Genomic DNA, 26,019 nt, shown 5'->3' on the forward strand with positions numbered 1-26,019 from the left:
GCTATCACCTCGGATTGGCTGGTGGCGATGTTGGAACGGCAGCCGAAGGAACGGCCCCAGGCTGTTTTAAATCGTCCAGTGACTCATTCTGACTTTCGGCGTTTTCATGCAGGATGGCCTGCTCCGCCTGCTGGTTCAGCACTAAAAGACTGATACGACGGTTGATGGCATCATCCGGCCCGCGGTCGGAAACGCGCATGGTTGCGGCCATGCCGACTACGCGCAGTACCTTGCCATCATCAAGCCCACCTGCCACCAGCTCGCGGCGCGAGGCGTTGGCACGGTCGGCAGAAAGTTCCCAGTTGCTGTATCCCTTCTCCCCACTGGCGTACGGGAAATCATCCGTGTGGCCTGACAGGCTGATTCGGTTAGGAATGCCGTTCAGCACCGGTGCAATGGCACGCAGAATATCGCGCATGTACGGTTCGACTTCCGCACTCCCGGTTTTAAACATCGGGCGGTTCTGGCTGTCGATAATCTGGATACGCAGCCCTTCCTGCACCAGGTCAATCTTCAGATGCGGTCGCAGCGCGCGCAGCTTCGGATCCGCTTCAATCAGCTGATCGAGATCGCCACGCAGTTTTTTCAGGCGCGCCTGTTCCATCTTTCGTTTCAGCTCGTCGATGTTCGGCTCTTTTTTCACCTCACCCTTCTGCTGGGTGTAATCATCGCCGCCGCCCGGGATCGGGCTTTCGCTGTTAGAGATACGCGGCCCGCCGGCCACCGCCGTTGCCAGCGGCGTGCGGAAATATTCGGCAATCTGGATCAGTTCTTTTGGGCTGGAGATGGAGATCAGCCACATCACCAGAAAGAACGCCATCATTGCGGTCATAAAATCGGCGTACGCGATTTTCCACGAGCCGTGCGCGCCATGCCCACCGCCCTTGTGCTTGCGTTTTTTTACGATGACGATCGGATGGGACTGGTTTTTCATGCGTCCTCAGTTGTCGTCTGTTGGTTTGGGTTTTTCACCGCACGCACGTGTTCTTCAAGCTCGATAAACGACGGACGCTCGCTGGAGTAAAGCGTTTTACGGCCAAACTCAACCGCGATCGGTGGCGCATAACCGTTGAGGTTAGAGAGCAGCGTGATCTTCACGCACTGCATCATTTTGGTGGTTTCCGCGCTCTTCTGGCGCAGCACGCTGGCCAGCGGAGAGATAAAGCCGTACGCCAGCAAAATACCGAGGAAGGTGCCCACCATCGCATGGGCAATCAGCGCGCCGAGCTCGGCTGCCGGACGGTCCGCTGAGGCCAGGGCGTGCACCACCCCCATGACCGCAGCAACGATACCGAATGCCGGAAGCGAGTCGCCGACCAGCGCCAGGCTGTTAGCCGGCACTTCCGATTCGCTTTCATGGGTTTCAATCTCTTCATCCATCAGCGCTTCGATTTCGAAGGTATTCATGTTGCCGCTGATGATCAGTCGCAGATAGTCGACGATGAAATCCAGCATCATGGCATCAGCAAGAATGCGCGGATAGCTGGCAAAAATTTCGCTCTCTTTCGGGTTTTCAATATCCCGCTCAAGCGAGAACATGCCCTGCTGACGCGACTTCGCCATCAGGCGATAGAGCAGTGCCAGCAGATCCATATACATGCTTTTGGTGTATTTTGAGCGACGGAACAGCAACGGAATTGCTTTCAGCGTGCCCTTGATCGATTTACCGTTGTTGCCAACGATAAAAGCCCCTACCCCTGCGCCGCCGATGATAATAAGTTCAGCCGGTTGATAGAGTGCTCCAAGGTGCCCGCCGGTCATCATGTAACCACCGAAAACTGTACCGAGAACTACCAGGTAACCTAATAAGATAAGCACGACATCATCCTTCCGCTAGTGACTATGGCAAGGACGTCCAGCTCGCAGCGTTGACCGTTCGCGGGGTAAAAAAAAGCAGCGGTAATCGCTTACCGCTGCTGGAATCTTTCCCACACGTTCGGGTTAAACAGCTTGTTCGATCTGTTCATCCAGCAGTTGTGGAATAATATCGGCAGCATCCCGGGAAAGTTTACGTCTTTTTACTGCACGGGAAGGAGGCTGACATAAACTACAGGCGAAGCTGCCTGCAGGTTGGTGAGCATGGGTAATGAAATTGCCGTTGCAGCAGTTGCAGCGCGACAGCTCAAGCATTCCGCTCTCAACAAAACGCACCAGCGTCCATGCGCGGGTCAGCGCCAGCAGAGGACCTTCTTCCTGCTGTGGGCATTGTTCAAGGTAAAGTTTGTAGGCTTTGATCACGGCGTCAACGCCGCTACACAAACCGGTTTTGAGAAGATACTGCCAGGCATTACAGAACATGGAAGCATGAATATTCTGCTCCCACGTCATAAACCAGTCGGTAGAAAACGGCAGCATGCCTTTCGGCGGGGGACTACCACGTAACTCTTTGTACAGTTTGATGAGACGACCACGGCTCAACTGCGTCTCGCTTTCCAGCATTTGTAAACGAGCACCCAGCGTAATCAACTCCATGGCCAACTGTATGTCACGCGCTTCCTGAACAATGCTTTTCTCGCTCATTGCTAGGCCCTTTTCTTACGGGCTACGTCATCAGGCTGGCTGATTTCGTTAAGCAAGCGAGTAGAGAGAAGAATACCGGTATGGATCTGTTGAAGATCGTCTACACGGGACTCCTGCGTCAGACGCGTTATAGTCTGAGAGTCATCGAAACGGAACTGGCAAACCAGTTGATTCGTTTCAGCCAGTTTAACCATCTGCGGGAGGGTTAAACCGCCCAGCATGGTTGCCATCTCTTCGTTAATACCCAGACGAAACATCGCGGACGCCTTGTCCTGACTAATCAAACGCTGCGCGAGCAGTTATACGACAAATTGATGTCATAGATATGTTTTAGCAACTCGGATGTATGCATTGTTCCCATCCCGAATAACCAACTATTATTTTTATGCGGAAAGACCGCACCCCGTGATGTCGCCGGGAAATCACCCGGTATAAAAAAGAAAAGGCTAAATGCATAGTTGAATTTAGGTTTGTATTCATCGAAACGCGTAAGAGAGGAAACGCGAATGCGTCTCTTACATGTTTTATCATTTCTTACAAATAACTAAGATTTTTCCTAATTCGACGCAAACTCTACTCGTCAGTTTTGACACATACAATCCAGCCATCCTCAAATTTAAAAAAAATGTGATCTACGTCACACAATTTAAGTGAATATGACCCATAAATCCATCAGTATGACTTGTAATTTGTTCAAATTTTAACCAATCGACACTGTTTTGTATTCTTAATTGACGAATACTCATGCAGAAGGGGGATCAGAACTGGCATGCAACGTGCTTTTCCTCGGGTGGACGTCGCGCGGAAACATTTACATCATTCACCCCTCCGGGAAACATTTTTCTTACTGTGAAAAAACATAGAGTTATGCAGGCAGCCCAAAAAAAATGTTTCAGAGCGTGATCATTCGAAATGATTTTGTAACGCATCAAAACGATTCAACAGTCAAGGCATAAAATTGTGTGATTTACGTTAAGTTGTTAATTTTTTTCATTTAGGCGCATTTTTCAGTTATTCTTCTTATAAGAATAATTAATGAATAATTATGATAAGCTTCACACTAATGTCGTAATCAGCCCTTGCAGAACCCGGAAAATCGCGGTAAAGGTGATCAAACGCTGTCAGTCAGACACCCAAGGAGTGCGCCATGAGTTACTCCCATCTACTTGTTTCTGTTGCCGTTTCCCCAGAAAGCCATCAACTCGTCGCCCGGGCAGTTTCCATTGCCAGACCTCACAATGCCCGCATCAGCCTCATCACGCTTGCGGCCGAACCCGAGATGTATAATCAGCTGGCTGCCCCCATGCTGGAGGATATTCGTGAGGTACTTCAGGAGGAAACGCAGCAATTTCTGCGCGACCTGGTCGAAAAGGCACACTATCCTGTCTATGAAACCGTAATTGCGACAGGAGAACTTAATGCCCATATTCTCGACATGTGTCGTAAACAGAATATTGATTTAGTGATATGCGGGAATCATAACCACAGCTTTTTATCGCGCGCGGCCTGCGCGGCGAAATCCATTGTCGCATCAAGTCAGGTTGACGTGTTATTAGTGCCGCTTGGGGGGCGTTAACCCCCCAGGGAAATATCAGGCAAGTTTAGGGAAAGTTGCGATCTTTTTTTGTAGATCGCCTTCATGGCTTTGTGGGGCGATATCGCGGAGATCCTGAATAAAACGCGCCTGCCAGTGGTTAATATCGTTCTTCCGGATCGTCTCCATCATTTCAGCATGGCGGGAAATACGTTCCGTGAGCGGCATGGTCAGCGCGCGGTTCAGGGCATTCGCCACGTCATCGCGATCGTAAGGGTTCACAATCAGCGCCGAGGTAAGCTCATTCGCGGCCCCGGCAAACTGGGATAGCACCAGAACACCCGGATCGGCGGGGTCCTGCGCTGCCACATACTCTTTCGCGACCAGGTTCATCCCGTCGCGCAGCGGCGTCACCAGGCCGACGTCCGCGTAGCGGAAGACCTTCATCAGGATCTTGCGGTCGAAGTGCTGATTCAGATAAAACAGCGGCGTCCAGCCCAGTTGACCGTAACGGCCATTAATGCGCCCGGCTTCTGTCTCCAGCTGATGGCGAATATCCTGATAGGCCTGAACCTCACCGCGCGACGTCGGCGCTATCTGGGTATAGCGAATTTTACCGTGGTGCTCCGGATATTTATCCAGCAGCGTTTCATACGCCAGGAAGCGTTCCGGCAGCCCTTTAGAATAATCAAGACGCTCGACCGAGAAGATATTTTTCACGTGCTTGAGTTCATTCTTAAGCTGCGCCAGCTTCGGCGGCAGCGGGCCGGAGGCCTGCTCCGCGATTTCGTCAGGTTCAATCCCTATTGGATACACTTCGGTGTGGAACGTTTTTCCCCACGCCGTATGGGTTTTCCCGCCTTTGGTCACCAGACGCGCTTTCCCTGACACGGAGTCAAGGAATGCCAGGCGGTCATTTTCCGTCTGGAAGCCCAGCAAATCGTAGTCACACAGCGCCTCCAGCAGCTCTTCATGCGGCGGCAGCGCGGTAAAAATTTCCGGCGTCGGGAACGGGATGTGCAGGAAGAAGCCAATCCGGTTATTCACTCCCCTCTTTCGCAGCTCTCTCGCGAACGGCAGCAGGTGATAATCGTGGATCCATAAAATATCGTCTTCTTCTATTAAAGGCAGCAGTTTATCCGCCAGCAGCGCATTCACGCGCGCGTAGCCTTCGAAGGATTCACGCTGGAATTTGACCAGGTCAAGACGATAGTGAAACGCCGGCCACAGGACGGCATTCGAGAACTGCGAGTAATACTCGTCGTAGTCTTTCTCTTTCAGTGCAAACGACGCCCACGTGATATTCCCGCGCGTCACTTTTTTGAGCGGTTTCTCTTCTTCACTGATTTCTCCGCTCCAGCCAAACCACAGCCCGCCAGCGGCTTTCAAGGCACCTAACACCCCTACCGCCAGGCCACCCGCACTGGCTTTTTTATCATCAGGCGGTGCGATTCGGTTAGAGACGACGACTAAGCGCCCCATAATGGTTTCCCCCTTTGTTTTGCGCTATTTGTTGTTGTTGCTGGTTAGCGATATCAGATACCCACTGCCAGACGCTGGCGACATCCGCCAGCCGCCATTCGGCGACAGTGTCACCAGGCCCTACCTTAACGGCGATCCCTCCGGCCTGATTAACCACACGGAACCCGGCCTCGTCGGTCAGGTCATCCCCTAAGAAAACAGGCGTCCGGCCCTTAAAAGGCGCCTCCGCCATAAAGGCGGTGATGGCTGCGCCTTTATTAATCCCCTCCGGCTTTAACTCCACCACGCATTTGCCCGGCTGCAGCGCCAGCTGTGGATGCGCATCCGCAACCGTCTGAGCAAGCGCGAGCACGGCATCTTCGTGCTGCGGTGCCTGGCGATAATGCAGGGCAAAGGCCATGCCTTTGGCTTCCAGCTCGGTGCCAGGCAGGTCGGCCAGCGCAGCAGAGAGCCGCTTCTGGAGCGTTTGCGTGAGTGCGTCGGGGAGTGAAACGATATGCGTTTGATCATGGATGTCGCGGCGCTCCGCTCCGTGTACACCGGCCAGCGGAAAGTGGTATGGACTGGCGAGCAGATCCAGCTCGGCCATTGAGCGCCCTGATATCAATGCCAGTGCTCCCTCATTCATGAGCGAGAGCTGATGCAAATCCTGTAACACCGCCTCCGGAATAGACACCTGATCGGGGTGCGGTTTTATCCCGGCGAGCGTGCCGTCGAGATCAAAAAAGAAAGCATAGTGTCCGGGCAGTACAGGCGGTGCGGTTAACAAGTCAGCCACCCTTTTCCTCCTTACGGTTGACGAGAGGTAAACGCCTTTACCTCTTTCATAGCCATGTAAGTATAGACAGTGTGACGTCGCTCGCCATTTGACAACCGCCCCGCCAGTTTTACTGGCGGGGCGGTGAAGGGGTCAACTATGGTTATAAGTTGAGCAATAAAAGAGGTGCAAAACGGTTACACGGTACGCTTCGCTTTTTGCTTGTAACGGTCGAAAATCACCGCTGCCAGCAGGATCAGACCACGCACCACGTACTGCGAGAACGGCGAAATATTCAGCAGGTTCATGGCGTTCTCTACCGTGCCCAAAATCAGGATACCGGCCACCACATATGAGATTTTTCCGATGCCTCCCTTGAGGGAAACGCCCCCTAACACGCAGGCCGAAATAACGATCAGCTCATAACCGATAGAGGTCATTGGCTGGCCGCTGGTCATACGCGACGCCAGAATAATCCCCGCCGCGGCAGAAACGAGCCCCGAGAGCACAAAGATAATAATCTTGGTGCGCACCACCGGCACCCCGGCCAGACGGGCGGCCTCTTCGTTACCGCCAATCGCCAGCGTATTACGGCCAAAGGTGGTCCGGTTAAGCAGGAAGCCGAACAGGATCAGGCAGGCCACGGTCAGCCAGATAGGCGCAGGCAGACCCAGCCAGTTGGCGTAACCCAGCGTAAAGAAACGCTCGTCTTCAATCCCCACCGCTTTACCGTCGGAGATGATATAGGCCAGCCCGCGGACAATTTGCATTGTCGCAAGCGTCGTGATCAGGGCGTTAATCTTCAGGCGCGCGATAACAAAACCGTTCACCAGGCCGCTGATGACGCCGAGTAACAGACCGGCAAAAACGCCAATCCACAGGCTCTCCGTCATGTTGATCACCACGGCCGTCGTAACGCCTGCACAGGCAATCACCGACGCCACCGACAGGTCAAAATCGCCGGAGGCCAGACAGAACAGCATCCCGCAGGCCACCATCCCGGACATGGAGATGGCGAGACCCAGCCCCTTCATATTAATGAAGGTGGCAAAGTTGGGGACAAAGATCGCGCAGGCGACGAACAGTGCGGCAAACACCACCAGCATGCCGTACTGATCCCAGATACGCCCAACGCTCAACGCCGACTTCGACTTCGGCACTCCGGATGTAGTAACAGAGGACATCATTAACTCCTTACTCAGGCGACGGCCTGGCTAACTTTAGGCATGGCGAGGTTCAACGCCTGTTGTTCATTCGCCTGTTCATGAAGTAATTCGCCGGCAATTTCGCCTTCACGCATCACCACAATGCGGTCGGCCACGCCCAGCACCTCCGGCAGATCGCTGGAGGCGAAGAGCACCGCCACGCCGCGTTTTGCCAGCTCATAGATCACGTTATAAATCTCGTGTTTTGCCCCCACGTCGATACCGCGCGTCGGCTCATCCAGTAAGATGACCTTCATGTCCTCCGACAGCCAGCGGCCCAGAATGGCCTTCTGCTGGTTTCCGCCTGACAGATTCATGATCAGCTGTTCCGGACCCGGCGTTTTGATATTCAGTGAACGAATATGGTGGTCGGCATTGCTCGACTCCCAGCTATCGTTTATCAGGCAACCTGCGCGAATAAACTTACGGCGGGCAGAAATATTGATGTTGTCGCGTACCGAGTGCACCGGAATAATGCCCTCTGCTTTCCGGTCTTCCGGACAGAGCATCATCCCTGCCCCGATCGCGTGAGCCGGTTTCTGAATGTCTACCCGCTCGCCGTCAATGGAGACCTGCCCATCGGTAATACGGGTACCGCCGAACAGCCCTTTCATCAATTCGCTACGCCCCGCGCCTACCAGACCAAACAGGCCGACGATTTCACCGCTGCGTACGGATAACGAAATCGGCGTTCTGACGCCCGGCGCTTTTACGCTATCGAGGCGCAGACGCTCAGGGCCGTACTGGCGAGGCTGCCAGTGATAGATATCACCCAGATCGCGTCCGACCATCGCCTGAACAAGCTGGTCATGGTTCACCTGCGCCATGTCGGTAAAGGTGCGCACATAGCGTCCATCTTTAAACACGGTGATGGCATCGCTGAGAGCAAAAATCTCTTCCATGCGGTGCGAAACGTACAAAATCGTCCGGCCTTCCTGACGCAATTCGCGGATCACGCGGAACAGATTTTCGATTTCACGCTTAGAGAGCGAACTGGTGGGTTCATCGAAGGCAATTATTCTGGCGTTACGCGCCAGTGCCTTGGCAATTTCAACCATCTGCCACTGGCCGATGGAGAGATATTTCAGCGGCGTCTGGGGATCGACGTCCAGCCCCAGGTGTTTTAGCTGCAGCCCCGCTTCATAATTAAGTAGCGAACGATTCACCACGCCGCCTTTGTGCGGGAGCTGTCCTAAATAGATGTTTTCCGCCACGGTCATCTCAGGGATGAGGTGCAGCTCCTGATAGATAATGGCCACCCCGGCATTAAGCGCCGCCGTGGTATCGGCAAAAGAGATCTCTTCGCCGCGGATCGCCAGCGTGCCGGTTGTTGGCGAGTAGTTGCCGCTGAGGATTTTCAACAGCGTGGATTTTCCCGCACCGTTTTCCCCCATAAGGGCGTGAACCTGGCCGGCATAGCAGTCGAAGCTGATATCGGTCAGCGCGTTCACACCGGGGAAGGTTTTCCCGATGCCGCGAAAAGAGAGATACGGATCAGACTGTCGCATAACGTCTCCGTGATTCCTGTAGTGTGTACGTCAGGCCCCTCACGCAGGATGAGGGGCACAATCACCGCGAATTACTTCCCGCCCAGTCCTTTTTTCGCCAGCTCCTCTTTGAAGTTGTCGCGGGTGATGAGCACCACGTCGGTCACTTCGGTAAATTTCGGTGGTTCAGCCCCTTTGGTGACCCAGTTGTAAAGCATCTCGCTGGATTTATAGCCGTGAACGTCCGGGCTTGGCAGCAGTGAGCCGTAGAAGCCGGTGGCCTGCGCTTTGGACAGCTCGCTGACGGCGTCAACGCCGTTGATGCCAATCCCGATCACGTCAGGTGCCTTGAAGCCCTGACCTTCCGTCGCGCGCACGCCGCCCAGCACGGTGTTGTCGTTCATGCCGACCACCAGCCAGTGTTTGACCTCCGGATGCTGAACCAGCATGGAGTTGGCGGCGTCGAAAGCGCCCGGGATATCGTTAGATTTGGTGGGAACTTTGTAGATCTGTTTTTCCGGGAAACCGGCCGCCTTCAGCGCGTCCATTGACCCGGTCGTACGACGACGCGCCGTGTCCAGCTCATCCGCTGTAATAGCCATCACTGCGGTCTCTTTGACGTCCCAGCCGCGTTTTTGCATCTCTTTATAGAGTTCCTGGCCCTGACGTTCGCCGATTTTTGTCGCGGCCATCATGACCAGCGGGACGCTGTCCATCGGCTTGCCTTTGGCGTTCACGAACTGATCGTCAACGGCAATGACCTTCATGTCGTAACCGCGGGCTTTTGCCGCGATGGCCGAGCCCAGCTTTGGATCCGGCGTACAAATAACGAAACCTTTCGCACCGCTGGCCGCCAGGCTGTCGATGGCGTTCAGGGTTTTCTCACCGTCAGGCACGGCGATTTTAATCACTTCAAAACCTAAATCTTTCCCGGCCTTATCGGCGAATTTCCACTCCGTCTGGAACCAGGGCTCTTCGGGCTGTTTTACCAAAAAACCGAGCTTTAAATTCTCAGCAATAGCGGATTGTGACATAACGGCAGCCAGACCGATGGCCGCCAGCGCTTTAGTAAATTTGTGCATGGTAAACTCCAGCTTTAGCTTTCTTTTCTGTAGGGAATATGTGCGTGCTTCTTATTTAATCGGACTTAAAACAAGGCATTAGCGCTTACCTCGTTATAAGCGTTATTGCTGGTGATAGTTTTAGCGGGAAATTAATCATCCATAAGAGAGCCCCATCACACCGCAGAATTACAGTAATTGCGTACATAAATTCAGCGAAAAATGACATAAAAAAGGCAGTATTTGTCAGACAAATGAAATGAGGGTAAGCAGGATTATCCATAAGATTAGCTAAGATATCCCTGATGCCCCGGTTCGGGCACGAGAACGCCGGACGTCAGAAAAGTGCAGTATGTTTTTCATCAAAAATGCCACACGCACTGAAAATTATTTACTCCAAAGAATTTGATTTAGCGCAATTTTATTAATGCACCTGATATACGGAATAATTAATCCGTGATTCATTTTTTTACAGAGCATTATTCCGGTTTAATATTCCCGAAAGAGTAACAGCATATCTCTTCGATAAAAAATGTTGATTATCAGAGGATTATCTAAACACCGATCTATGGCGAGCTAATTGTATTTCTGTACTATATTAAAGTTTGTAATGTATGGTAAACACAGCCAATTTAAGAGTTTTCTTAGACCAAAGACAAGGGTATGCTTATTTATATCGAACACAGGAAGTGAATTTCGGTCGACTTCGTTTACTGCAGAAAGCGTATTTCTGCTCTTTTTCTTCGTACTTGCCTGGTGCTCAGGTTAAGCAACGGACATCACGTCCCACCGTCAATAAGGATATGAGTATGGCTACCCAAACGATGATGCAAAAACTTAACGCGCAGATGAACCTTGAGTTCTATGCCTCCAATCTGCACCTGCACTTAAGTGCGTGGTGCGCTGAGAATAGCCTCACGGGCTCTGCCACCTTCTTTCGCTCTCAGGCACAAAGTAACGTCACCCATATGATGCGCGTTTTTAACTTCCTGAAAGCTGCAGGGGCAAACCCTGTCGTTAAAGCCCTTGATGGGATAAACGAGAGCTACTCTTGTCTGGAAGAACTGTTTCAGAAAACGCTTGAAGAGTATGAACAACGCTGCAGCACCCTCAACAAACTGGCCGATGAAGCCAAAGCGCAGCAGGACATTACGACGCTCAGATTCTTACGCGATATGGATAAAGAGCAGCAGCAGGATGGCCTGCTGCTGAAGACGCTGGCGGATGAGCTGCATAACGCGCAGCAGGCAGGTTTATGTCCTGAGCAAACCGACCGTCACCTGCTCGACATTGTGGCGGTGCAGCACCACTGAGTTTTTGGCCTGCTTCCGTCCCGGGGAGCAGGTCCCCTTCCCCTCTCCAACCTTCTGCTTTTGCTGAAATTTAACAAATCAGATCTGGCTCCCAATGATTAACCACACAACGTGTGATGATTTATTTAATTACATAATCATTGACGAGGGAGCATCATGATCACCATTGAGTTTGTTGTCATTCTCCTCTGCCTGCTGACGGGTACGCGTTTCGGCGGTATGGGGCTTGGGTTAATCAGCGGTATTGGTCTTTTTATTTTATGTTTCGTCTTTGGTCTGCAGCCGGGTAAACCCCCGGTTGACGTCATGCTGACCATCCTCGCGGTGATTGGCTGTGCCGCTACCCTGCAAACGGCGGGCGGTCTCAACGTGATGATGCAGTTTGCGGAACGTCTGCTGCGCAAACACCCGCAGCACATCACCCTGCTCGCCCCGTTTACCACCTGGATGCTGACCTTTCTGTGCGGCACCGGCCATGTGGTCTACACCATGTTCCCGATTATTGCGGATATCGCCCTGAAAAAAGGGATCCGCCCGGAGCGCCCTATGGCCGTGGCGTCGGTCGCGTCGCAGATGGCGATCACGGCCTCCCCCGTTTCCGTTGCCGTCGTGTCGCTGGTGTCCATCCTGGCGGCCCAGCATGGGATCGGCCACGCGTGGGGAATTCTGGAAATTCTCGCCGTGTCGGTTCCCGCTTCACTTTTCGGCGTGGCTATTGCTGCACTGTGGAGTTTACGGCGCGGGAAAGATTTGGCGGACGACATGGAGTTTCAGGAAAAGCTAAAAGATCCTAAGCAGCGCGAGTTTATCTATGGCGGAACAGAGACGTTAATGAATCAGCGTTTCCCAAAACAGGCCTACTGGTCCACGTGGATTTTCTTTGCCGGCATTGCCGTGGTCGTTATGCTGGGGGCCTTCCCTGAGCTGCGCCCCGCCTTTGAACTGAAAGGCAAAATGACGGCGCTGTCGATGAACCTTGTCATCCAGATGATGATGCTAATTGCGGGTGCCGTGATGCTGATGGCCTGTAAGGTCAATGCCTCCGCGATTTCCAACGGCGCGGTGTTCAAGGCCGGTATGGTTGCGATCTTCTCGGTATTCGGCGTGGCGTGGATGAGCGATACCTTTTTCCAGGCGCATCTCGACGAGTTAAAGCTGGCCCTGGAAGGCGTGGTGAAAAGCCACCCGTGGACATATGCGATTGTGCTGTTTCTGGTGTCAAAACTGGTGAACAGCCAGGCGGCGGCGCTGACGGCGGTGGCGCCGATGGGGTTGATGTTGGGCATCGACCCGAAAATGCTGATCGCCTTTTTCCCGGCGTCCTACGGCTATTTTGTCCTGCCGACCTATCCCAGCGATTTGGCCTGCATCGGCTTTGACCGGTCAGGCACGACCCGCATCGGTAAATTTATCATCAACCACAGCTTTATTTTGCCAGGGCTGATTGGGGTAAGCTGCGCGTGTGCCGCGAGCTACCTGCTGGTCCAGACGTTCTTCTGATAACATCAAAGGGCGACGCATGCCGTCGCCCATTTCCCTGCGTCAGTGGGACTCTCCCTGTGGCGTGAATCGCAGCTCGATCAGCGCGATGGCCTTCTGGATCGCACGAAGCGTTACCGGGTCAGCGGCAGCAGGATGGCTGGCAAAATCGATGTTTTTCAGCTGGGTAGACATCTTCTCGCGCACTTCAACCGGCGCAATCACGTCCAGAACATCCAGGATTTGTTTGATAACCAGCTGGCAGGCGACAACGTCAGAGACCAGTTCCTGATCGGCGCTCAGGTTTTGTGACATGGGGTTTCTCCTTATTTAAAGGCCGCCATAGTATCAAAACACGCCCCCTGACATCTTCCCTTCAACGTCTGCAGGTATAAAAAAACCTGCCGAAGCAGGTTTTTTTTATCAGAACATGGCGCCCGGCGGCACGTCTTTGAACGTGCGGCAGTAATTGGCCCACATACTTTTCAGGATTTTGCGCAGTTTCACAGTGATGCTCCATCAACTTGTTATACAACTTTATCGTCAATGCGCCTATAATATGACCACAATCACAAAAATCAATGCTTTTGTGATAGAAATCACAATTTAATCAGAATGGGGTCTGATCGCGTTCACCATCGACCCGTTGCGAAGAGTGAGGGCAGATTGTCCGGCTATTCCAGCCATTGCGGCGGGCATCTGCGGGTACGATAACGTATTTCCATCCACTCAGAGCGAACCATGAAAAGAGTCATTGTAGCCGGCACACTCCTCCTGCTCGCGGGGTGCAGCATTAACCGCCAGGCTGAAGTCAGCAGCCTCGATGCGCCGAACGGCATCGTCCGCCTTAACTACGGTCAGGCAGCGCTGCAAAATGCGTATTCCGATGAGTATGTGAATAACGGTACGGCGGCAAAAGCGTGTCAGAGCATGGGGTACGCCACGGCCTCAGCCTATGGTCAGCCCATTAAAACCTGCACCCTCATTAGCGGCTCGTTGTGTCTGAACGAGAGCGTGACTATCCAGTATAAATGTATGGGTTATGCCGTGAACCCTAAGTCAAACAATCCGTGGTATTAATCCAGACTGCCAGCGCAGGCTGGCAGTTTATTTCATCACGAACAAAAACAATTCTCATTAATAAATGATAAAATCGCCAATGCGTTTTATTCCCATTCGTATTTTAAATAAATAAAATAAATATTTTACGTTTTGCAAATAATTAAATAACAAATTATAGTGTCGCTCATTGTGAACCAGAAATAATAACCCGGAGCGCCACCATGCTGAAAACTGAAATGATCGACAAGCTCAACGCACAAATGAATCTTGAGCTGTATTCATCCCTTCTCTACCAGCAGATGAGCGCCTGGTGCAGCTATCACAGCTTCGAAGGCGCTGCCGCGTTTCTGCGTCGTCACGCGCAGGAAGAGATGACCCACATGCAGCGTCTGTTTGATTATCTGACGGATACCGGCAGCCTGCCGCGCATTGAAACCGTGGCATCCCCATTTGCTGAATATAATTCTCTCGATGAACTGTTCCGCGCCACCTACGAGCACGAGCAGCTGATCACCCAGAAAATTAACGAACTGGTTCATGCCGCGATGACCAGCCAGGATTATCCAACCTTCAATTTCCTGCAGTGGTATGTCGCCGAACAGCATGAAGAAGAGAAGCTGTTTAAATCCGTGCTGGATAAATTATCTCTGGTGGGGAAATCAGGCGAAGGTCTTTACTTTATTGATAAAGAACTTTCCACGCTGGATACGCAGAATTAATTTCAGCGCGGTGCGGGTTCCCTGCACCGCGTTAATTTACATACACCCAGCGCAGCTGGTGCAGCGCCAGTCGTGAGGATTCACGGCCTGGTAAAAATAGCGGTAGCTGGCCGTCTCCAGCGCAATACCCATCTCGAAAAACATATCCGTCAACCAGTCGACATTCGCTATGATCCACTCATCTTCCTGTAAGCCTTGTGCAAAGGTCTCATCCTCAGGATCAATAACCGAATAGATTCCCCAGGTGCCCATATCTTTTTCGCGGCGGGACTCCGGAAGTATCAGGGGCTGGTTCTGCCAGTGGATTATCCAGTGGCCATGGCACAACAGGTTGCCTCCACGGCTCCATGCCGCGGTAAAAGGATTCTCCCCCGCCATAAAACCCTCACTTTATTTGATAATTTATATTTATTGTTTACGTTACGCCGAAATGTTGCTCAGCAACATTGCCCTCATGTAGTAGGCGGAAGCCTATAAAGGGTCAGAGGAATATTAATGTGTAAAATATTCATTACACTGCTTGTAACGGTGATTTGACGAGTTACGGCTTTTCCCTTACTCTGCGCCGCAGATTTTGTCGCGGTTAAGAAGCGTTGTAGAGGAAAGCGTGAAAAACAGAACTCTGGGAAGTATTTTTATCGTCGCCGGAACGACGATTGGCGCAGGAATGCTGGCAATGCCTCTGGCAGCCGCGGGCGTGGGATTTGGCATGACCCTGCTGCTGCTGGGGACGCTCTGGGCGCTGATGTGCTACACCGCCCTGCTGTTGCTTGAGGTTTACCAGCATGTGCCCGCCGATACCGGTCTGGGTTCCCTCGCGGCGCGCTACCTGGGACGCTACGGCCAGTGGATAACCGGCTTCAGCATGATGTTCCTGATGTACGCCCTGACCGCCGCCTACATCAGCGGGGCCGGGGAGCTGATCGCTTCCAGCGTTAACGACTGGTTTGGCTCTGACATTACCCCGGCGACGGGCGCTATCTTCTTTGCGCTCATCGGCGGCGGCGTGGTCTGTGTGGGAACATCGCTGGTCGATCTGTTTAACCGTTTCCTGTTCAGCGCCAAAATTCTGTTCCTGATTGTCATGCTGGTCCTGCTGGCACCGCACGTGCACAAGATCAACCTGCTGGCGCTGCCGCTGGAAAAAGGGCTGGCGCTTTCCGCCATCCCGGTCATTTTCACCTCGTTTGGCTTCCACGGCAGCGTGCCGAGCATCGTCAGCTATATGAACGGCGATATTCGCAAGCTGCGCCGCGTCTTTGTTATCGGCAGCGCGATCCCGCTGATTGCCTACATTTTCTGGCAGCTGGTGACCCTGGGCAGCATCGACTCTTCAACCTTTATTGGCCTGATGGCACAGCACGCAGGCCTGAACGGTTTTCTGCTGGCGCTGCGCGAGGTCGTCACCTCCCCGCACGTGGAGCTGGCGGTACACCTCTTTGCCGACCTGGCGCTGGCAACCTCGTTTCTGGGCGTGGCGCTTGGCCTGTTTGACTATCTGGCCGACCTGTTCCAGCGCCGCAATACCGCCGCAGGACGGTTACAGACCGGGGCCATCACCTTCCTGCCGCCGCTGGCCTTTGCGCTGTTTTATCCACGCGGGTTTGTGATGGCGCTGGGGTATGCGGGGGTGGCGCTCTCGGTCCTTGCCCTGCTCCTCCCTTCCCTGCTGGCGTGGAAGAGCCGCCAGCAGCATCCGCAGCAGGGTTACCGCGTGGCGGGAGGAAAACCGCTGCTGTGCATTGTGTTTGGCTGTGGGGTGGTGATTATTCTGGTGCAGGTACTGATTGCGGCGGGAATGCTGCCGGAAGTGGGTTAATGAAAAAAGGGGCTGTCATCAGCCCCTTTTTTATCAGTGCAAACAGCAGCTCTTGAACTTCTTCCCGCTGCCGCAAGGACACGGATCGTTACGCCCAACCTTCGTGCCGTTCACCATCGGCTTCTTCACCTCCGGCTGCTGCGGATTGTTCACCCAGTAGTTATACAAGCGCAGCGCCGCAGGCTGAATACGTTCAATGCTGGCGGTATATTCTTCTTCGGTCAATTCATCCAGCTGGTCGCCGATCTCTTCGCTACCGTGCAGCGCAATCACATCCAGATCGGCCTTCAGCTCGTCCGGCAAGGCTGACCAGTCCGTCAGCGCCACGCCGCGCATGTAGCCGTAGCACCACTCTTCCACCACGGTATAGCTCTCACCGTCAATGTCGTTATAGCCAAACATCGGTTCAAACTGGTCCGGATATTCGCTCAGGCGCTCGGCAATATCGTTCATATGCTTAAAGCAAAGATCGATAAAACGGTTCATCTCGCGATCGTTTTTCCAGCGCGGAATGTATTTCTCGCCACCCCACACCGCCACCAGCCAGGTATCTGGCTCAACGACAACAGGACCGGAAAGCACTGCGGTAAACATGCCGTCCAGTTCAGACACGTCAAGCACGGACGCATCGTCATGACCGTAAGACATTAACGTCTCTTCAAGCCACGCCATTTCGCTTTCATTTAATGGGCCTTCAGTCATCGCTGACACTCCTGATAAAAAGGAAACGATCCTAACACATATCTCACGCCTCTCCGGGCTGAAGTTTAGGTCTTTATTGCTGCAAAAACGTGCAAATCGTGACCTTTGCACAACTTATGGGCTTTATTGTTAACGATATGTGATCTCCGCTGTAATTTCTTCTCCTCCCGCAAGGCGGCATAACGCGGCGCTCTATACTCAAACATGTCACAGGCCCGTCAATGGGTTAACCATTCTGGCAACGTTTTTGCTTAATGTTCTTCGCGCGACGCTGCGCAGGGAAACCTCGCCGTATATGCAGGATGCCGTCTGTATCTTGTTCGTTTAGTGCATTTTGTTCTTGCTCGTGTTTCGGATTGGCTGCGCCGCCGGGCGTTCGGGTTTACGCCGTGGTGCAAAAACCTCTTTGCTAAGGAACATAATAATGTCGCTGAAATTTATCAGAACTCCGCTTTCTCTCGTGTTGGCCGGTTGCCTGGTGACGGCGTTTTCCGCCAGGGCAGATATCGTGATTGGCGTGGCCGGGCCGTTCACGGGTCCTAATGCCACCTATGGCGATCAGTACTGGCACGGCGCAACGCAGGCCGCTGAAGACATTAACGCCGCCGGCGGCATTAACGGCGAGAAGATCAAACTGGTTCAGGGGGATGACGCCTGCGAGCCTAAGCAGGCGGTGGCGGTGGCCAACCGCTTAGTCGACCAGGATAAAGTCAACGCCGTGGTCGGTCATTTCTGCTCCTCTTCCACCATGCCCGCCTCCGAGGTTTACAGCGATGCGGGGATCATCGCTATTACCCCCGGTTCAACCAACCCGCTGATTACCGAACGCGGCATGAGCGACATGTTCCGCATGTGCGGCCGCGATGACCAGCAGGGCCAGGTGGCCAGCGACTTCATCATCGACAAGCTGAAAGCCAAACGGGTGGTGATTATTCACGATAAAGACACCTATGGTCAGGGCCTGGCTGACGCCACCAAAGCGGCGCTGGCGAAACGTGGGGTTCAGGATGTGATGTACGAGGGGTTATCCCGCGGTGAAAAAGACTTTAACGCGCTGGTCACTAAGATCGGCGCGCAAAAACCGGACGTCGTGTTCTTCGGGGGCTGTCATCCGGAAGCCGGCCCGCTGGTTCGCCAGATGCGTGAGCAGGGTGTGCAGGCGAAATTCTTCTCCGGGGACTGTATCGTCAACGAAGAGATGGTGACCGCGGCGGGCGGCCCGCAATATACCAAGGGCATTTACATGACCTTCGGTAAAGATCCGCGCCTGATCCCGGACGGCAAAGCGGTAATCGAGAAATTCCGCGCCGGTAAATTCGAGCCGGAAGGTTACACCCTGTACTCCTACGCCTCGGTACAGGCGATTGCCGCCGCCTTCAAGGCCACCGGCGGCAAGGACTCTGCCAAAGCCAGCGAGTGGCTGAAGGCCAATTCCGTCGACACGGTGATGGGCAAAAAAGCCTGGGACAGCAAAGGCGATCTGAAAGTCTCTGACTACGTGGTTTACCAGTGGGACGACAAAGGAAAATATAAGGAAGTGGAGTAACGGGACGGAGTCACGCTCAACGTCGATGGGCTCGCCCGTCGGCGCGTAATAAACATCAGGCTGCGCGGCTCGCGCAGCCTATAAAACGAGCGCGCTAAAATGAGTACATTCTTCCTGCAACAGTTAATCAATGGCTTAACGCTGGGTTCCGTCTACGGCCTGATCGCCATCGGCTACACCATGGTGTACGGCATTATCGGCATGATTAATTTCGCCCACGGCGAAGTGTATATGATTTCAGCCTATCTCTGCGCCATTGGCCTGGCGCTGCTCTCATTCTTCGGCCTGCAGTCCTTCCCGCTGCTGATCCTCGGCACGCTGGTGTTCACCATTGTGGTCACCGGGGTGTACGGCTGGACCATCGAGCGTATCGCCTATAAGCCGCTGCGCAACTCCACGCGCCTGGCACCGCTGATCTCCGCCATCGGGATATCGCTTATCCTGCAAAACTACGCGCAGCTGAGCCAGGGCCCGCGCCAGCAAGGGGTACCGACCATGCTGGACGGCGTGATTCGCCTGCATCTGGGCGAAGGGTTCGTGCAGATAACCTACACCAAAGTGTTTATCCTGGTGGCCTCGTTTGCCGGCATGCTGGTGCTCACCTGGATAATCAACCGTACCCGGCTGGGGAGGATGTGCCGTGCGGTGCAGCAGGATCGCAAAATGGCCTCCATTCTGGGGATTAACACCGACCGGATTATTTCGCTGGTCTTCGTCATCGGCGCGGCGATGGCGGGCCTGGCGGGGGTGCTGATCACCATGAACTACGGCACCTTTGATTTCTACGTCGGGTTCGTGATCGGCATTAAAGCCTTCACGGCGGCGGTACTTGGCGGCATCGGCTCCCTCCCCGGCGCCATGCTCGGTGGCCTTATCCTGGGCGTGGCGGAAGCGCAGTTCTCGGGCATGGTGAACTCGGACTATAAAGACGTCTTCTCGTTTGGCCTGCTGGTGATGATCCTGATTTTCCGCCCTCAGGGGCTGCTCGGGCGCCCGATTGTGGCCAAAGTGTGAGGGAGACAATGATGACGTCACACGGTTTTTCACTTAAACGCTGCATTCTGGACGCGATTTTCTCCGGGCTGATTGCGCTGATTATCTTCGGCCCCATTGCAGGTGTGGTGCTGGACGGGTACAGCTTTACCTTCGCCGGGCAGCGCCTGGCCTGGATGGTGGGTATCGTCATGTCGGGGCGTTTTCTGCTGAGCGCTTTTTTAGGTACCGCTGCCGGGGCCCGCTTCCAGGCGCGCTTCGAGGCCGACAGCGCGGGCGTTTATGTCCGGCCACCGGATTACAAAAGCCGCATGCGCTGGATCATTCCCCTGGTGATTACCCTTGCGATTTGCTTTCCGTTTGTCGCCACGAAATATGTGCTAACCGTCGCCATTCTCGGGCTGATCTACGTGCTTCTCGGTCTGGGGCTGAACATCGTCGTGGGCCTGGCCGGCCTGCTGGATCTGGGGTATGTCGCGTTCTATGCGATTGGTGCGTACGGCCTGGCGCTGGGATACCAGTATCTCGGCCTGGGCTTCTGGAGCATGCTGCCGCTGGCGGCAATCATGGCCGCCGCCGCAGGTGCCCTGCTCGGCTTCCCGGTACTGCGCATGCACGGTGACTATCTGGCCATCGTCACCCTCGGCTTCGGGGAGATCATTCGCCTGATACTGAACAACTGGCTGACCTTCACCGGCGGCCCCAACGGCGTGTCTGCCCCTCCCCCCACCTTTTTCGGTCTTGAGTTTGGGCGACGCGCAAAAGAAGGCGGCGTGCCCTTCCACGAGTTTTTCAACCTGACCTACAACCCGAACATGAAGTTTATCTTTATCTACGCGGTGCTGTTTCTGGTGGTGATGCTGGTGCTTTACATCAAGCACCGCCTGACGCGCATGCCGATTGGTCGGGCGTGGGAAGCCCTGCGCGAAGACGAAATTGCCTGCCGCTCAATGGGGTTGAATCATGTTCTGGTTAAGCTTTCCGCCTTTACGCTGGGCGCGTCCACCGCAGGCATTGCCGGGGTGTTCTTCGCCACCTATCAGGGGTTCGTGAATCCGACCTCCTTTACCTTCTTTGAATCGGCATTGATCCTCGCCATTGTGGTGCTGGGCGGTATGGGTTCTACGCTTGGCGTGGTGCTGGCCGCCTTTGTGCTCACGGTCACGCCGGAGCTGCTGCGCAGTTTTGCCGAGTACCGCGTCCTGCTGTTTGGCATGCTGATGGTGGTGATGATGATCTGGCGTCCACGCGGTTTGATCCGCATTAACCGCAGCGGGTTTGCCGTGCGTAAGGGCGTCGCACCATGAACGAAACGATATTACGCGTTGAGCATCTGATGATGCATTTTGGCGGGATTAAGGCGCTAAACGACGTCAACCTGGACGTGCAGCGCGGCTCCATTACCGCCCTGATTGGCCCCAACGGGGCGGGAAAAACAACCGTGTTTAACTGCCTGACGGGGTTCTACAGAGCCTCCGGCGGCAACATTTTGTTTAATACCCGCCATAAAACGACCAATGTTATTCAGGTCCTCGGGCAAAAATTCCAGCCCGGCGACTGGATTAACCCCGCGCAGTTCGGGCAGCGTCTTTTCTACAAAATGTTCGGCGGAACCCACCTGGTCAACCGTGCCGGGCTGGCGCGCACGTTTCAAAACATCCGTCTTTTTCGCGAGATGTCGGTCGTGGAAAATCTGCTGGTCGCGCAGCATATGCGCGTTAACCGTAATCTGCTCGCCGGGATCTTAAATACGCCGGCATACCGGCGGGCTGAAAGCGACGCCCTGGACAGAGCCTTCTACTGGCTGGAAGTAGTGGATCTGGTGGAGTGCGCCAATCGCCTGGCGGGAGAGATGTCATACGGCCAGCAGCGGCGACTGGAAATCGCGCGGGCAATGTGCACCGGGCCGGAAATGATCTGTCTGGATGAACCCGCCGCCGGGCTTAACCCGGTTGAAACGCACAAGCTGAGCGGCATTATTCGCTTTCTGCGGGATCATCACGACATCACGGTATTGCTGATTGAGCATGATATGGGGATGGTGATGGACATTTCGGACGACATTATCGTGCTCGACCACGGCGATGTGATTGCCAGGGGGAAACCCGAGCAGATCCAGCATGATGAAAAGGTCATTGCAGCCTACCTGGGCACGGATGAAAGCGAGGTCTCCCTATGAGCGAACCGCTGCTGGCTTTTCGCGAGGTGGATGTGTTTTACGGCGTCATTCAGGCGCTGAAGCAGGTCTCTCTTGAGGTGAATAAGGGGGAAACCGTGGCGCTGATTGGCGCAAACGGTGCGGGTAAATCGACATTGCTGATGTCCATCTTCGGCCAGCCCCGTATCCGCAGCGGGCAGATCCTGTTCTGTGGTGAAGATATCAGCCATCAATCCACCCACTACGTTGCGTCCGGCGGCATTGCGCAGGCACCGGAAGGCAGACGTATCTTCCCGGATATGACTGTGGAAGAGAACCTGCTGATGGGGACCATTCCCATCGGCAATCAGTTTGCGGCTGAAGATATGCAAACCATGTTCGACCTTTTCCCTCGCCTTAAGGAGCGACGTAAACAGCGCGCGATGACCATGTCCGGCGGAGAACAGCAGATGCTGGCGATCGCCCGGGCGCTGATGAGCCGTCCAAAGCTGCTGCTGCTGGATGAGCCCAGCCTGGGCTTAGCCCCGATTGTGGTGAAGCAGATCTTCCAGACGCTGCGCGAACTGGCCCGCAGCGGTATGACCATTTTTCTGGTGGAACAGAATGCGCACCATGCGTTGAAGCTGTCTGACCGCGGGTATGTGATGGTGAACGGACAGATCCGGCTGAGCGGCAGCGGTGAGGAATTGCTGGGGAATCAGGAGGTGAGGAAGGCTTATTTGGGCGGGGTGTGATGTGACACCTGCCGAATGGGCTTATGCCGTGATGGACCATTTCGGGACATACGGGATAGAAGAACTGGAGGATACGTTAGTCGATATCGCCTCTTTGTTTGGATTGCTTCCGGCAATTCTTACAGGTTTGTTAGTAAGAAAAGCAGTAAAAAGAATGTGATTTATGAGCCTTCAGGCTTAGCCTCGAAGGCTTTTTTGACCCGGAAAAGCAAAACCCCGAAAGTTGGATACCCAACTTTCAGGGTTAACTTCATTTCGATGGTGACACGATAACGTCGTTAAATAAAACTGTCGTCGTCATTGCTGTAGTCGTCATCTACATCGTCGTTCTGCCAGATGTCGTTATTACTGCCGAACGGATCGTTCTGGTTGAGGAAACGGGTGTCAGAGACGTTATTAACATCGCCGTATTGATTACCGACAAACGGTTCACCACCGACGGGCATTGTCGGCTCTTCGATGATGTTCACGATCTCTTCCGGCCGCGACTGATGGAACATGCTGGTAAGCATCTCGGCAAGCGCGATGCCACCGGCCACGCCAGCGGCTGTCTGGAGCGCGCCAGCCATAAAACCGCCGCCGCGAGTAGCTGGCGCTGGCGCCCGAGAGTAATCCTGCGCCGGTGGCTGTTGCGGCTGGGCATTCCAGCTGTTGTCAGGCTGCGGGTTACTTTTCCCGCCACCAAACAGGCCGCCGAGGAAACTGCCGCCCGTCGAGGGTTTGCTTTTTTGCGCGGCTAATTCGCTTTCAAGCTCCTGAACCCGGGCCTGCAGACGTTTCAGCGCCGCTTCCTGAATCAAAATCGACTGCGCCATATAGTAGGGGGCCGCAGGCTGCTGTCTGACAAATTCAGCGATCTGACGCTCTGCATCTGCATCACGTTTGCTGTTTTGTTGTCCGGCCTGTTTAAGACGCTCGAAAAGTCCGTTGATAAGCTGCTGTTCTTCATATTGCATGACAATAACCTTCCGCTCTCCAGGGTGGATACCAACCAGCTTATCAGCAGCGGCGACCTGTGTCTGGCGAGTGAAATGTTTGTTTAAGATTGGTTGCAGGTTAGCTGACAATCGCCCTGCTTTCCGGGCTTGATATTAGAGAGTTAGGCTTAACGTTCTGGTATGGCAGCAAATTCCCGGGCACAGCACGATCGTGATGACGATGAGATACGCTCACTTCGTGCTAAACTGGAGGCACAAAAAAACCACCTTTCGGTGGTTTCACGACACTGCTTATTGCTTTGATTATTCTTTGTTTCCCATGGTAGCCGGAGTGGGACTTGAACCCACACAGCGCGAACGCCGAGGGATTTTAAATTCTACGCAGGATCAATGTGTTACATAGCTATTCATTGCAAAAGGCTGCTAAAATTGATTACTCATTTTGCTGTAATTGGCTGAAAATAGATAATCATGGATAGCGTTGAGCATAGAAACTGCACAGGTACTGAAAATTAGTGGACTGTAATTGTGCCTCCTCCCATGGAAGACGAGAAAAATCTTCCATGTTTATGCCAAAACTCGGCACACCATGATTGTTTTTAACATAGCCTAGACTGACTTCCTTGAACCCAGTTCATGATTGCAACCTTGGAATTATATTTCTGTCAAAATGAGCACTCATCCCACATCTCAGCAGCAGCTTTCTCAATTTCTATATAAGACTTTGATAATAAAGGTGTCCTAATAGGGGCTGATGCTTTATCCCAATCAAGGATACCACCGCCCTTATCCTTGCGGCGTAATTTAGAACCGCTGCCAAGACTCATTGAAAAAAGATCCAAGAAACGACGTGGTCCAACCCCAATAAACGGTTCAAAACTGACTAGATTATTATTATCTTTAAGTGTGCGTTCCAATTCAGATCTTAGATGGATCGATTCAGAATGGAAATCTAACGCACGACTTTTAGGGTAAGGTTCTACGTAGACAACGCGTTTAATCCCACTAGCAATAATGTGTTTTGCACAATTGTGGCATGGGAACGTTGTACAATAAAGTGTTGAACCTGTGGTAGGAATACCAGCACGACTACAAGATAACAATGCATCCATTTCAGCATGAACAACACGGCCAAATTCAGTCAAATCAGATATTTTACTTTCCTTAAGTGCTTTTTTAAGATCAAGTTCACGCAAACTATCTACTAGGCCTTGGTTTAAAAGATTCGTCGCAATTTCTTGGATAATGACTGACTGCGCATGTTTATTTGAGTCCCCTTCTCTTGTATAGTCCTTTCCGTCTGGTTGATCTTCAACTTTTCCAGTTTCTTCGTTCACTTCAGCCCAGTAAAGACCTCCACCAGATTTAGGTACATCATTAGCGCCAGTTGCAATTATTTGTGTATCTCGGCTAATCACTGCACCGACTTGGCGTGATAAATCACCAGAACGAACTGAGCTATTAAAAGCCATAAACATGGCAAACTCATCAAATGTCGGGTTTTTATAAGGGTGTGAAAAAATTAATTCTAAAAATCGTTGCAAGCGATTCTTAACCTGGTCATTATTACTGCCAAGATTTAAAAAAAAGTCAGCAAGGTGATAAGTATCTCTAGTTTTTTGTCCATGATCAATTGATTCATCTTCATCAATACGAATTAGATCATTAGCCTGGCTTTGAGTCATTCCCTTATCATCGGTTAAATGCTGATGCCGCCGTTTCTCATCTGCATGAATACCTATTAAGTAGAATCCTCCCCCATATACTTTTCTTAAGAACTCAACTTCACCAGGATGTTTAAGTGAGTTGACTATATAGGCTCGCTTTGTATCTGTCGGGGATCTTAACTCTGAAATCTTCTTTGCTACCCCTGCAGCTAATATGCCATTATTACCCATACTTTTTCGCAAAGAATCACCTAACTGCATGTAGTGTCGAATACGTTCATACTCATCCGTTTGTGAAGTACTTGTCAAACAACTCGACACCCTAATTTCCTTAACCGAATAACCAAACCCTTTCAAACGGTCGATTAATGGTTCAGTAACTCGTTTATATTCTGTTCCAACAGCACTCACAATACCAATGACGAGTTCGCCATCGTTGATCCCAGTAGTAAGATATTGGCGCTCTACTGAAGAATCTTTTTCATCATTGCATTGAGACTTTATCAACGCATCAGGAGATAATGCTGAGGATTGTGGCCTTATAGCCATTGGTTCTGTTGGGTATAGTAATTTAGGTACTTCAGATTCAAGGGCTAATTTCCCCGGTTCTCTTCCCTGAAAACTGATAGAACCCGTTGATTCAAACCAGTTCATCACACCGCCATTTAGTCTTAAAACTTTTTTATTCGGTTGTGAATCATCCCACTCACCATTGAGTGAAGCTAATTTTCCACTAAGCTCTTGAAAAGTACCAGAGAATTTCAACATTATAGATCTCACTCTTAGTTTTTCAGATTGAGAAGAAGCGTCACTATTGCCTGTTCAGGCTAATGCAACTATATA

General features: G+C 52.8%; 26 protein-coding genes and 1 pseudogene. 12 read left to right on the forward strand and 15 right to left on the reverse strand.

All coding sequences use genetic code 11. From position 1 onward, the window contains the following. Positions 1 to 4: 4 nt before the first annotated feature. The 4 genes and pseudogenes from motB to flhD all read right to left on the reverse strand — a co-directional run bounded on the left by motB (position 5) and on the right by flhD (position 2,872). The gene (motB, locus tag N6P30_RS07045) at positions 5 to 934 is read right to left on the reverse strand and encodes a flagellar motor protein MotB (protein ID WP_008500418.1); all 930 of its coding nucleotides are present in this window, start codon (positions 932 to 934) and stop codon (positions 5 to 7) included. Continuing rightward, positions 931 to 1,818, reverse strand: a complete 888-nt coding sequence (gene motA / locus N6P30_RS07050; RefSeq protein ID WP_008500417.1) for a flagellar motor stator protein MotA — start codon at positions 1,816 to 1,818, stop codon at positions 931 to 933. Before motA ends, motB begins: the two co-directional genes overlap by 4 nt. 123 nt (positions 1,819 to 1,941) lie before the next feature. Next, entirely contained in the window at positions 1,942 to 2,520 is a 579-nt protein-coding gene (flhC, locus tag N6P30_RS07055; protein WP_008500416.1) for a flagellar transcriptional regulator FlhC, read from the reverse strand. A 2-nt stretch (positions 2,521 to 2,522) separates the two neighbouring features. Continuing rightward, positions 2,523 to 2,872, reverse strand: a pseudogene (flhD, locus tag N6P30_RS07060) (flagellar transcriptional regulator FlhD). Positions 2,873 to 3,667: 795 nt separating this feature from the next. Here flhD and uspC point away from each other — a divergent pair. Further along, on the forward strand, positions 3,668 to 4,096 hold the full coding sequence (gene uspC, locus N6P30_RS07065; protein ID WP_023293971.1) for a universal stress protein UspC: 429 nt from the start codon (positions 3,668 to 3,670) through the stop codon (positions 4,094 to 4,096). 15 nt (positions 4,097 to 4,111) lie between these two features. Here uspC and otsA read toward each other — a convergent pair whose 3' ends face one another. From otsA to araF, 5 genes are all read right to left on the reverse strand, one after another. Continuing rightward, the gene (otsA, locus tag N6P30_RS07070) at positions 4,112 to 5,536 is read right to left on the reverse strand and encodes an alpha,alpha-trehalose-phosphate synthase (RefSeq protein WP_021240457.1); all 1,425 of its coding nucleotides are present in this window, start codon (positions 5,534 to 5,536) and stop codon (positions 4,112 to 4,114) included. Continuing rightward, a complete protein-coding gene (gene otsB / locus N6P30_RS07075; RefSeq protein ID WP_023293972.1) occupies positions 5,511 to 6,314 on the reverse strand; it encodes a trehalose-phosphatase in 804 nt (267 codons plus the stop codon). Before otsB ends, otsA begins: the two co-directional genes overlap by 26 nt. A 176-nt stretch (positions 6,315 to 6,490) precedes the next feature. Further along, complete coding sequence (gene araH / locus N6P30_RS07080) at positions 6,491 to 7,480, reverse strand: L-arabinose ABC transporter permease AraH (protein ID WP_171843394.1); 990 nt, start codon at positions 7,478 to 7,480, stop codon at positions 6,491 to 6,493. Positions 7,481 to 7,491: 11 nt separating this feature from the next. Continuing rightward, the gene (araG, locus tag N6P30_RS07085; protein ID WP_023293973.1) at positions 7,492 to 9,006 is read right to left on the reverse strand and encodes an L-arabinose ABC transporter ATP-binding protein AraG; all 1,515 of its coding nucleotides are present in this window, start codon (positions 9,004 to 9,006) and stop codon (positions 7,492 to 7,494) included. A gap of 71 nt (positions 9,007 to 9,077) precedes the next feature. Next, positions 9,078 to 10,067 carry an arabinose ABC transporter substrate-binding protein AraF gene (araF, locus tag N6P30_RS07090; protein ID WP_008500409.1) on the reverse strand — a complete coding sequence of 330 codons (990 nt, stop codon included), beginning with the start codon at positions 10,065 to 10,067 and terminating at the stop codon, positions 9,078 to 9,080. Positions 10,068 to 10,855: 788 nt separating this feature from the next. Here araF and N6P30_RS07095 point away from each other — a divergent pair. Together N6P30_RS07095 and N6P30_RS07100 are read left to right on the forward strand one after the other, a co-directional pair. Further along, positions 10,856 to 11,359 carry a non-heme ferritin-like protein gene (locus tag N6P30_RS07095; protein ID WP_008500408.1) on the forward strand — a complete coding sequence of 168 codons (504 nt, stop codon included), beginning with the start codon at positions 10,856 to 10,858 and terminating at the stop codon, positions 11,357 to 11,359. Positions 11,360 to 11,515: 156 nt separating this feature from the next. Beyond that, positions 11,516 to 12,859, forward strand: coding sequence for an anaerobic C4-dicarboxylate transporter (locus N6P30_RS07100; protein ID WP_023293974.1), 1,344 nt, complete (start codon positions 11,516 to 11,518; stop codon positions 12,857 to 12,859). Between the two features lie 42 nt (positions 12,860 to 12,901). Here the strand turns inward: N6P30_RS07100 and N6P30_RS07105 are convergent, their stop codons facing one another. After that, positions 12,902 to 13,153: a DUF2766 family protein gene (locus tag N6P30_RS07105; RefSeq protein WP_008500405.1), complete on the reverse strand. Its 252-nt coding sequence runs from the start codon at positions 13,151 to 13,153 to the stop codon at positions 12,902 to 12,904. A 108-nt stretch (positions 13,154 to 13,261) separates the two neighbouring features. Further along, a complete protein-coding gene (gene azuC / locus N6P30_RS07110) occupies positions 13,262 to 13,345 on the reverse strand; it encodes a stress response protein AzuC (protein ID WP_014884364.1) in 84 nt (27 codons plus the stop codon). A 234-nt stretch (positions 13,346 to 13,579) separates the two neighbouring features. Here azuC and yecR point away from each other — a divergent pair, with 234 nt between their 5' ends. Together yecR and ftnA are read left to right on the forward strand one after the other, a co-directional pair. Then, positions 13,580 to 13,918 (forward strand): YecR family lipoprotein, encoded by a 339-nt coding sequence (yecR, locus tag N6P30_RS07115; protein WP_021240460.1) that lies wholly within the window; start codon positions 13,580 to 13,582, stop codon positions 13,916 to 13,918. Positions 13,919 to 14,121: 203 nt separating this feature from the next. After that, on the forward strand, positions 14,122 to 14,619 hold the full coding sequence (gene ftnA, locus N6P30_RS07120; protein ID WP_008500403.1) for a non-heme ferritin: 498 nt from the start codon (positions 14,122 to 14,124) through the stop codon (positions 14,617 to 14,619). Between the two features lie 36 nt (positions 14,620 to 14,655). Here ftnA and N6P30_RS07125 read toward each other — a convergent pair whose 3' ends face one another. Further along, entirely contained in the window at positions 14,656 to 14,997 is a 342-nt protein-coding gene (locus N6P30_RS07125; RefSeq protein WP_023293975.1) for a hypothetical protein, read from the reverse strand. Between the two features lie 229 nt (positions 14,998 to 15,226). Here N6P30_RS07125 and tyrP point away from each other — a divergent pair, with 229 nt between their 5' ends. After that, complete coding sequence (gene tyrP, locus N6P30_RS07130) at positions 15,227 to 16,438, forward strand: tyrosine transporter TyrP (protein WP_032663268.1); 1,212 nt, start codon at positions 15,227 to 15,229, stop codon at positions 16,436 to 16,438. Positions 16,439 to 16,471: 33 nt separating this feature from the next. On the opposite strand, the gene N6P30_RS07135 is transcribed toward tyrP, so the two are convergent. Beyond that, positions 16,472 to 17,140 (reverse strand): YecA family protein, encoded by a 669-nt coding sequence (locus tag N6P30_RS07135; RefSeq protein WP_023293977.1) that lies wholly within the window; start codon positions 17,138 to 17,140, stop codon positions 16,472 to 16,474. A gap of 424 nt (positions 17,141 to 17,564) precedes the next feature. Here N6P30_RS07135 and N6P30_RS07140 point away from each other — a divergent pair, with 424 nt between their 5' ends. From N6P30_RS07140 to N6P30_RS07165, 6 genes are all read left to right on the forward strand, one after another. Next, complete coding sequence (locus tag N6P30_RS07140) at positions 17,565 to 18,686, forward strand: branched-chain amino acid ABC transporter substrate-binding protein (RefSeq protein WP_023293978.1); 1,122 nt, start codon at positions 17,565 to 17,567, stop codon at positions 18,684 to 18,686. A 99-nt stretch (positions 18,687 to 18,785) separates the two neighbouring features. Continuing rightward, complete coding sequence (locus tag N6P30_RS07145; RefSeq protein WP_008500397.1) at positions 18,786 to 19,700, forward strand: ABC transporter permease subunit; 915 nt, start codon at positions 18,786 to 18,788, stop codon at positions 19,698 to 19,700. Positions 19,701 to 19,711: 11 nt separating this feature from the next. Beyond that, complete coding sequence (gene livM, locus N6P30_RS07150; RefSeq protein ID WP_032676933.1) at positions 19,712 to 20,986, forward strand: high-affinity branched-chain amino acid ABC transporter permease LivM; 1,275 nt, start codon at positions 19,712 to 19,714, stop codon at positions 20,984 to 20,986. After that, a complete protein-coding gene (locus N6P30_RS07155) occupies positions 20,983 to 21,858 on the forward strand; it encodes an ATP-binding cassette domain-containing protein (RefSeq protein WP_021240464.1) in 876 nt (291 codons plus the stop codon). The genes livM and N6P30_RS07155 overlap by 4 nt, the downstream gene beginning before the upstream one ends. Beyond that, the gene (locus N6P30_RS07160) at positions 21,855 to 22,571 is read left to right on the forward strand and encodes an ABC transporter ATP-binding protein (RefSeq protein ID WP_008500393.1); all 717 of its coding nucleotides are present in this window, start codon (positions 21,855 to 21,857) and stop codon (positions 22,569 to 22,571) included. The genes N6P30_RS07155 and N6P30_RS07160 overlap by 4 nt, the downstream gene beginning before the upstream one ends. A 1-nt stretch (position 22,572) precedes the next feature. After that, a complete protein-coding gene (locus N6P30_RS07165; protein ID WP_021240466.1) occupies positions 22,573 to 22,731 on the forward strand; it encodes a hypothetical protein in 159 nt (52 codons plus the stop codon). 118 nt (positions 22,732 to 22,849) lie between these two features. On the opposite strand, the gene N6P30_RS07170 is transcribed toward N6P30_RS07165, so the two are convergent. Both N6P30_RS07170 and N6P30_RS07175 read right to left on the reverse strand, forming a co-directional pair. Continuing rightward, positions 22,850 to 23,527: a DUF2076 domain-containing protein gene (locus N6P30_RS07170; RefSeq protein WP_023293980.1), complete on the reverse strand. Its 678-nt coding sequence runs from the start codon at positions 23,525 to 23,527 to the stop codon at positions 22,850 to 22,852. A 647-nt stretch (positions 23,528 to 24,174) separates the two neighbouring features. Next, positions 24,175 to 25,944 (reverse strand): anti-phage dCTP deaminase, encoded by a 1,770-nt coding sequence (locus N6P30_RS07175; RefSeq protein ID WP_023293981.1) that lies wholly within the window; start codon positions 25,942 to 25,944, stop codon positions 24,175 to 24,177. Between the last annotated feature and the right edge of the window lie 75 nt (positions 25,945 to 26,019).

The sequence above is a fragment of the Enterobacter sp. PL1 genome (assembly GCF_945957325.1).
Classification (GTDB): Bacteria; Pseudomonadota; Gammaproteobacteria; order Enterobacterales; family Enterobacteriaceae; genus Enterobacter; species Enterobacter roggenkampii.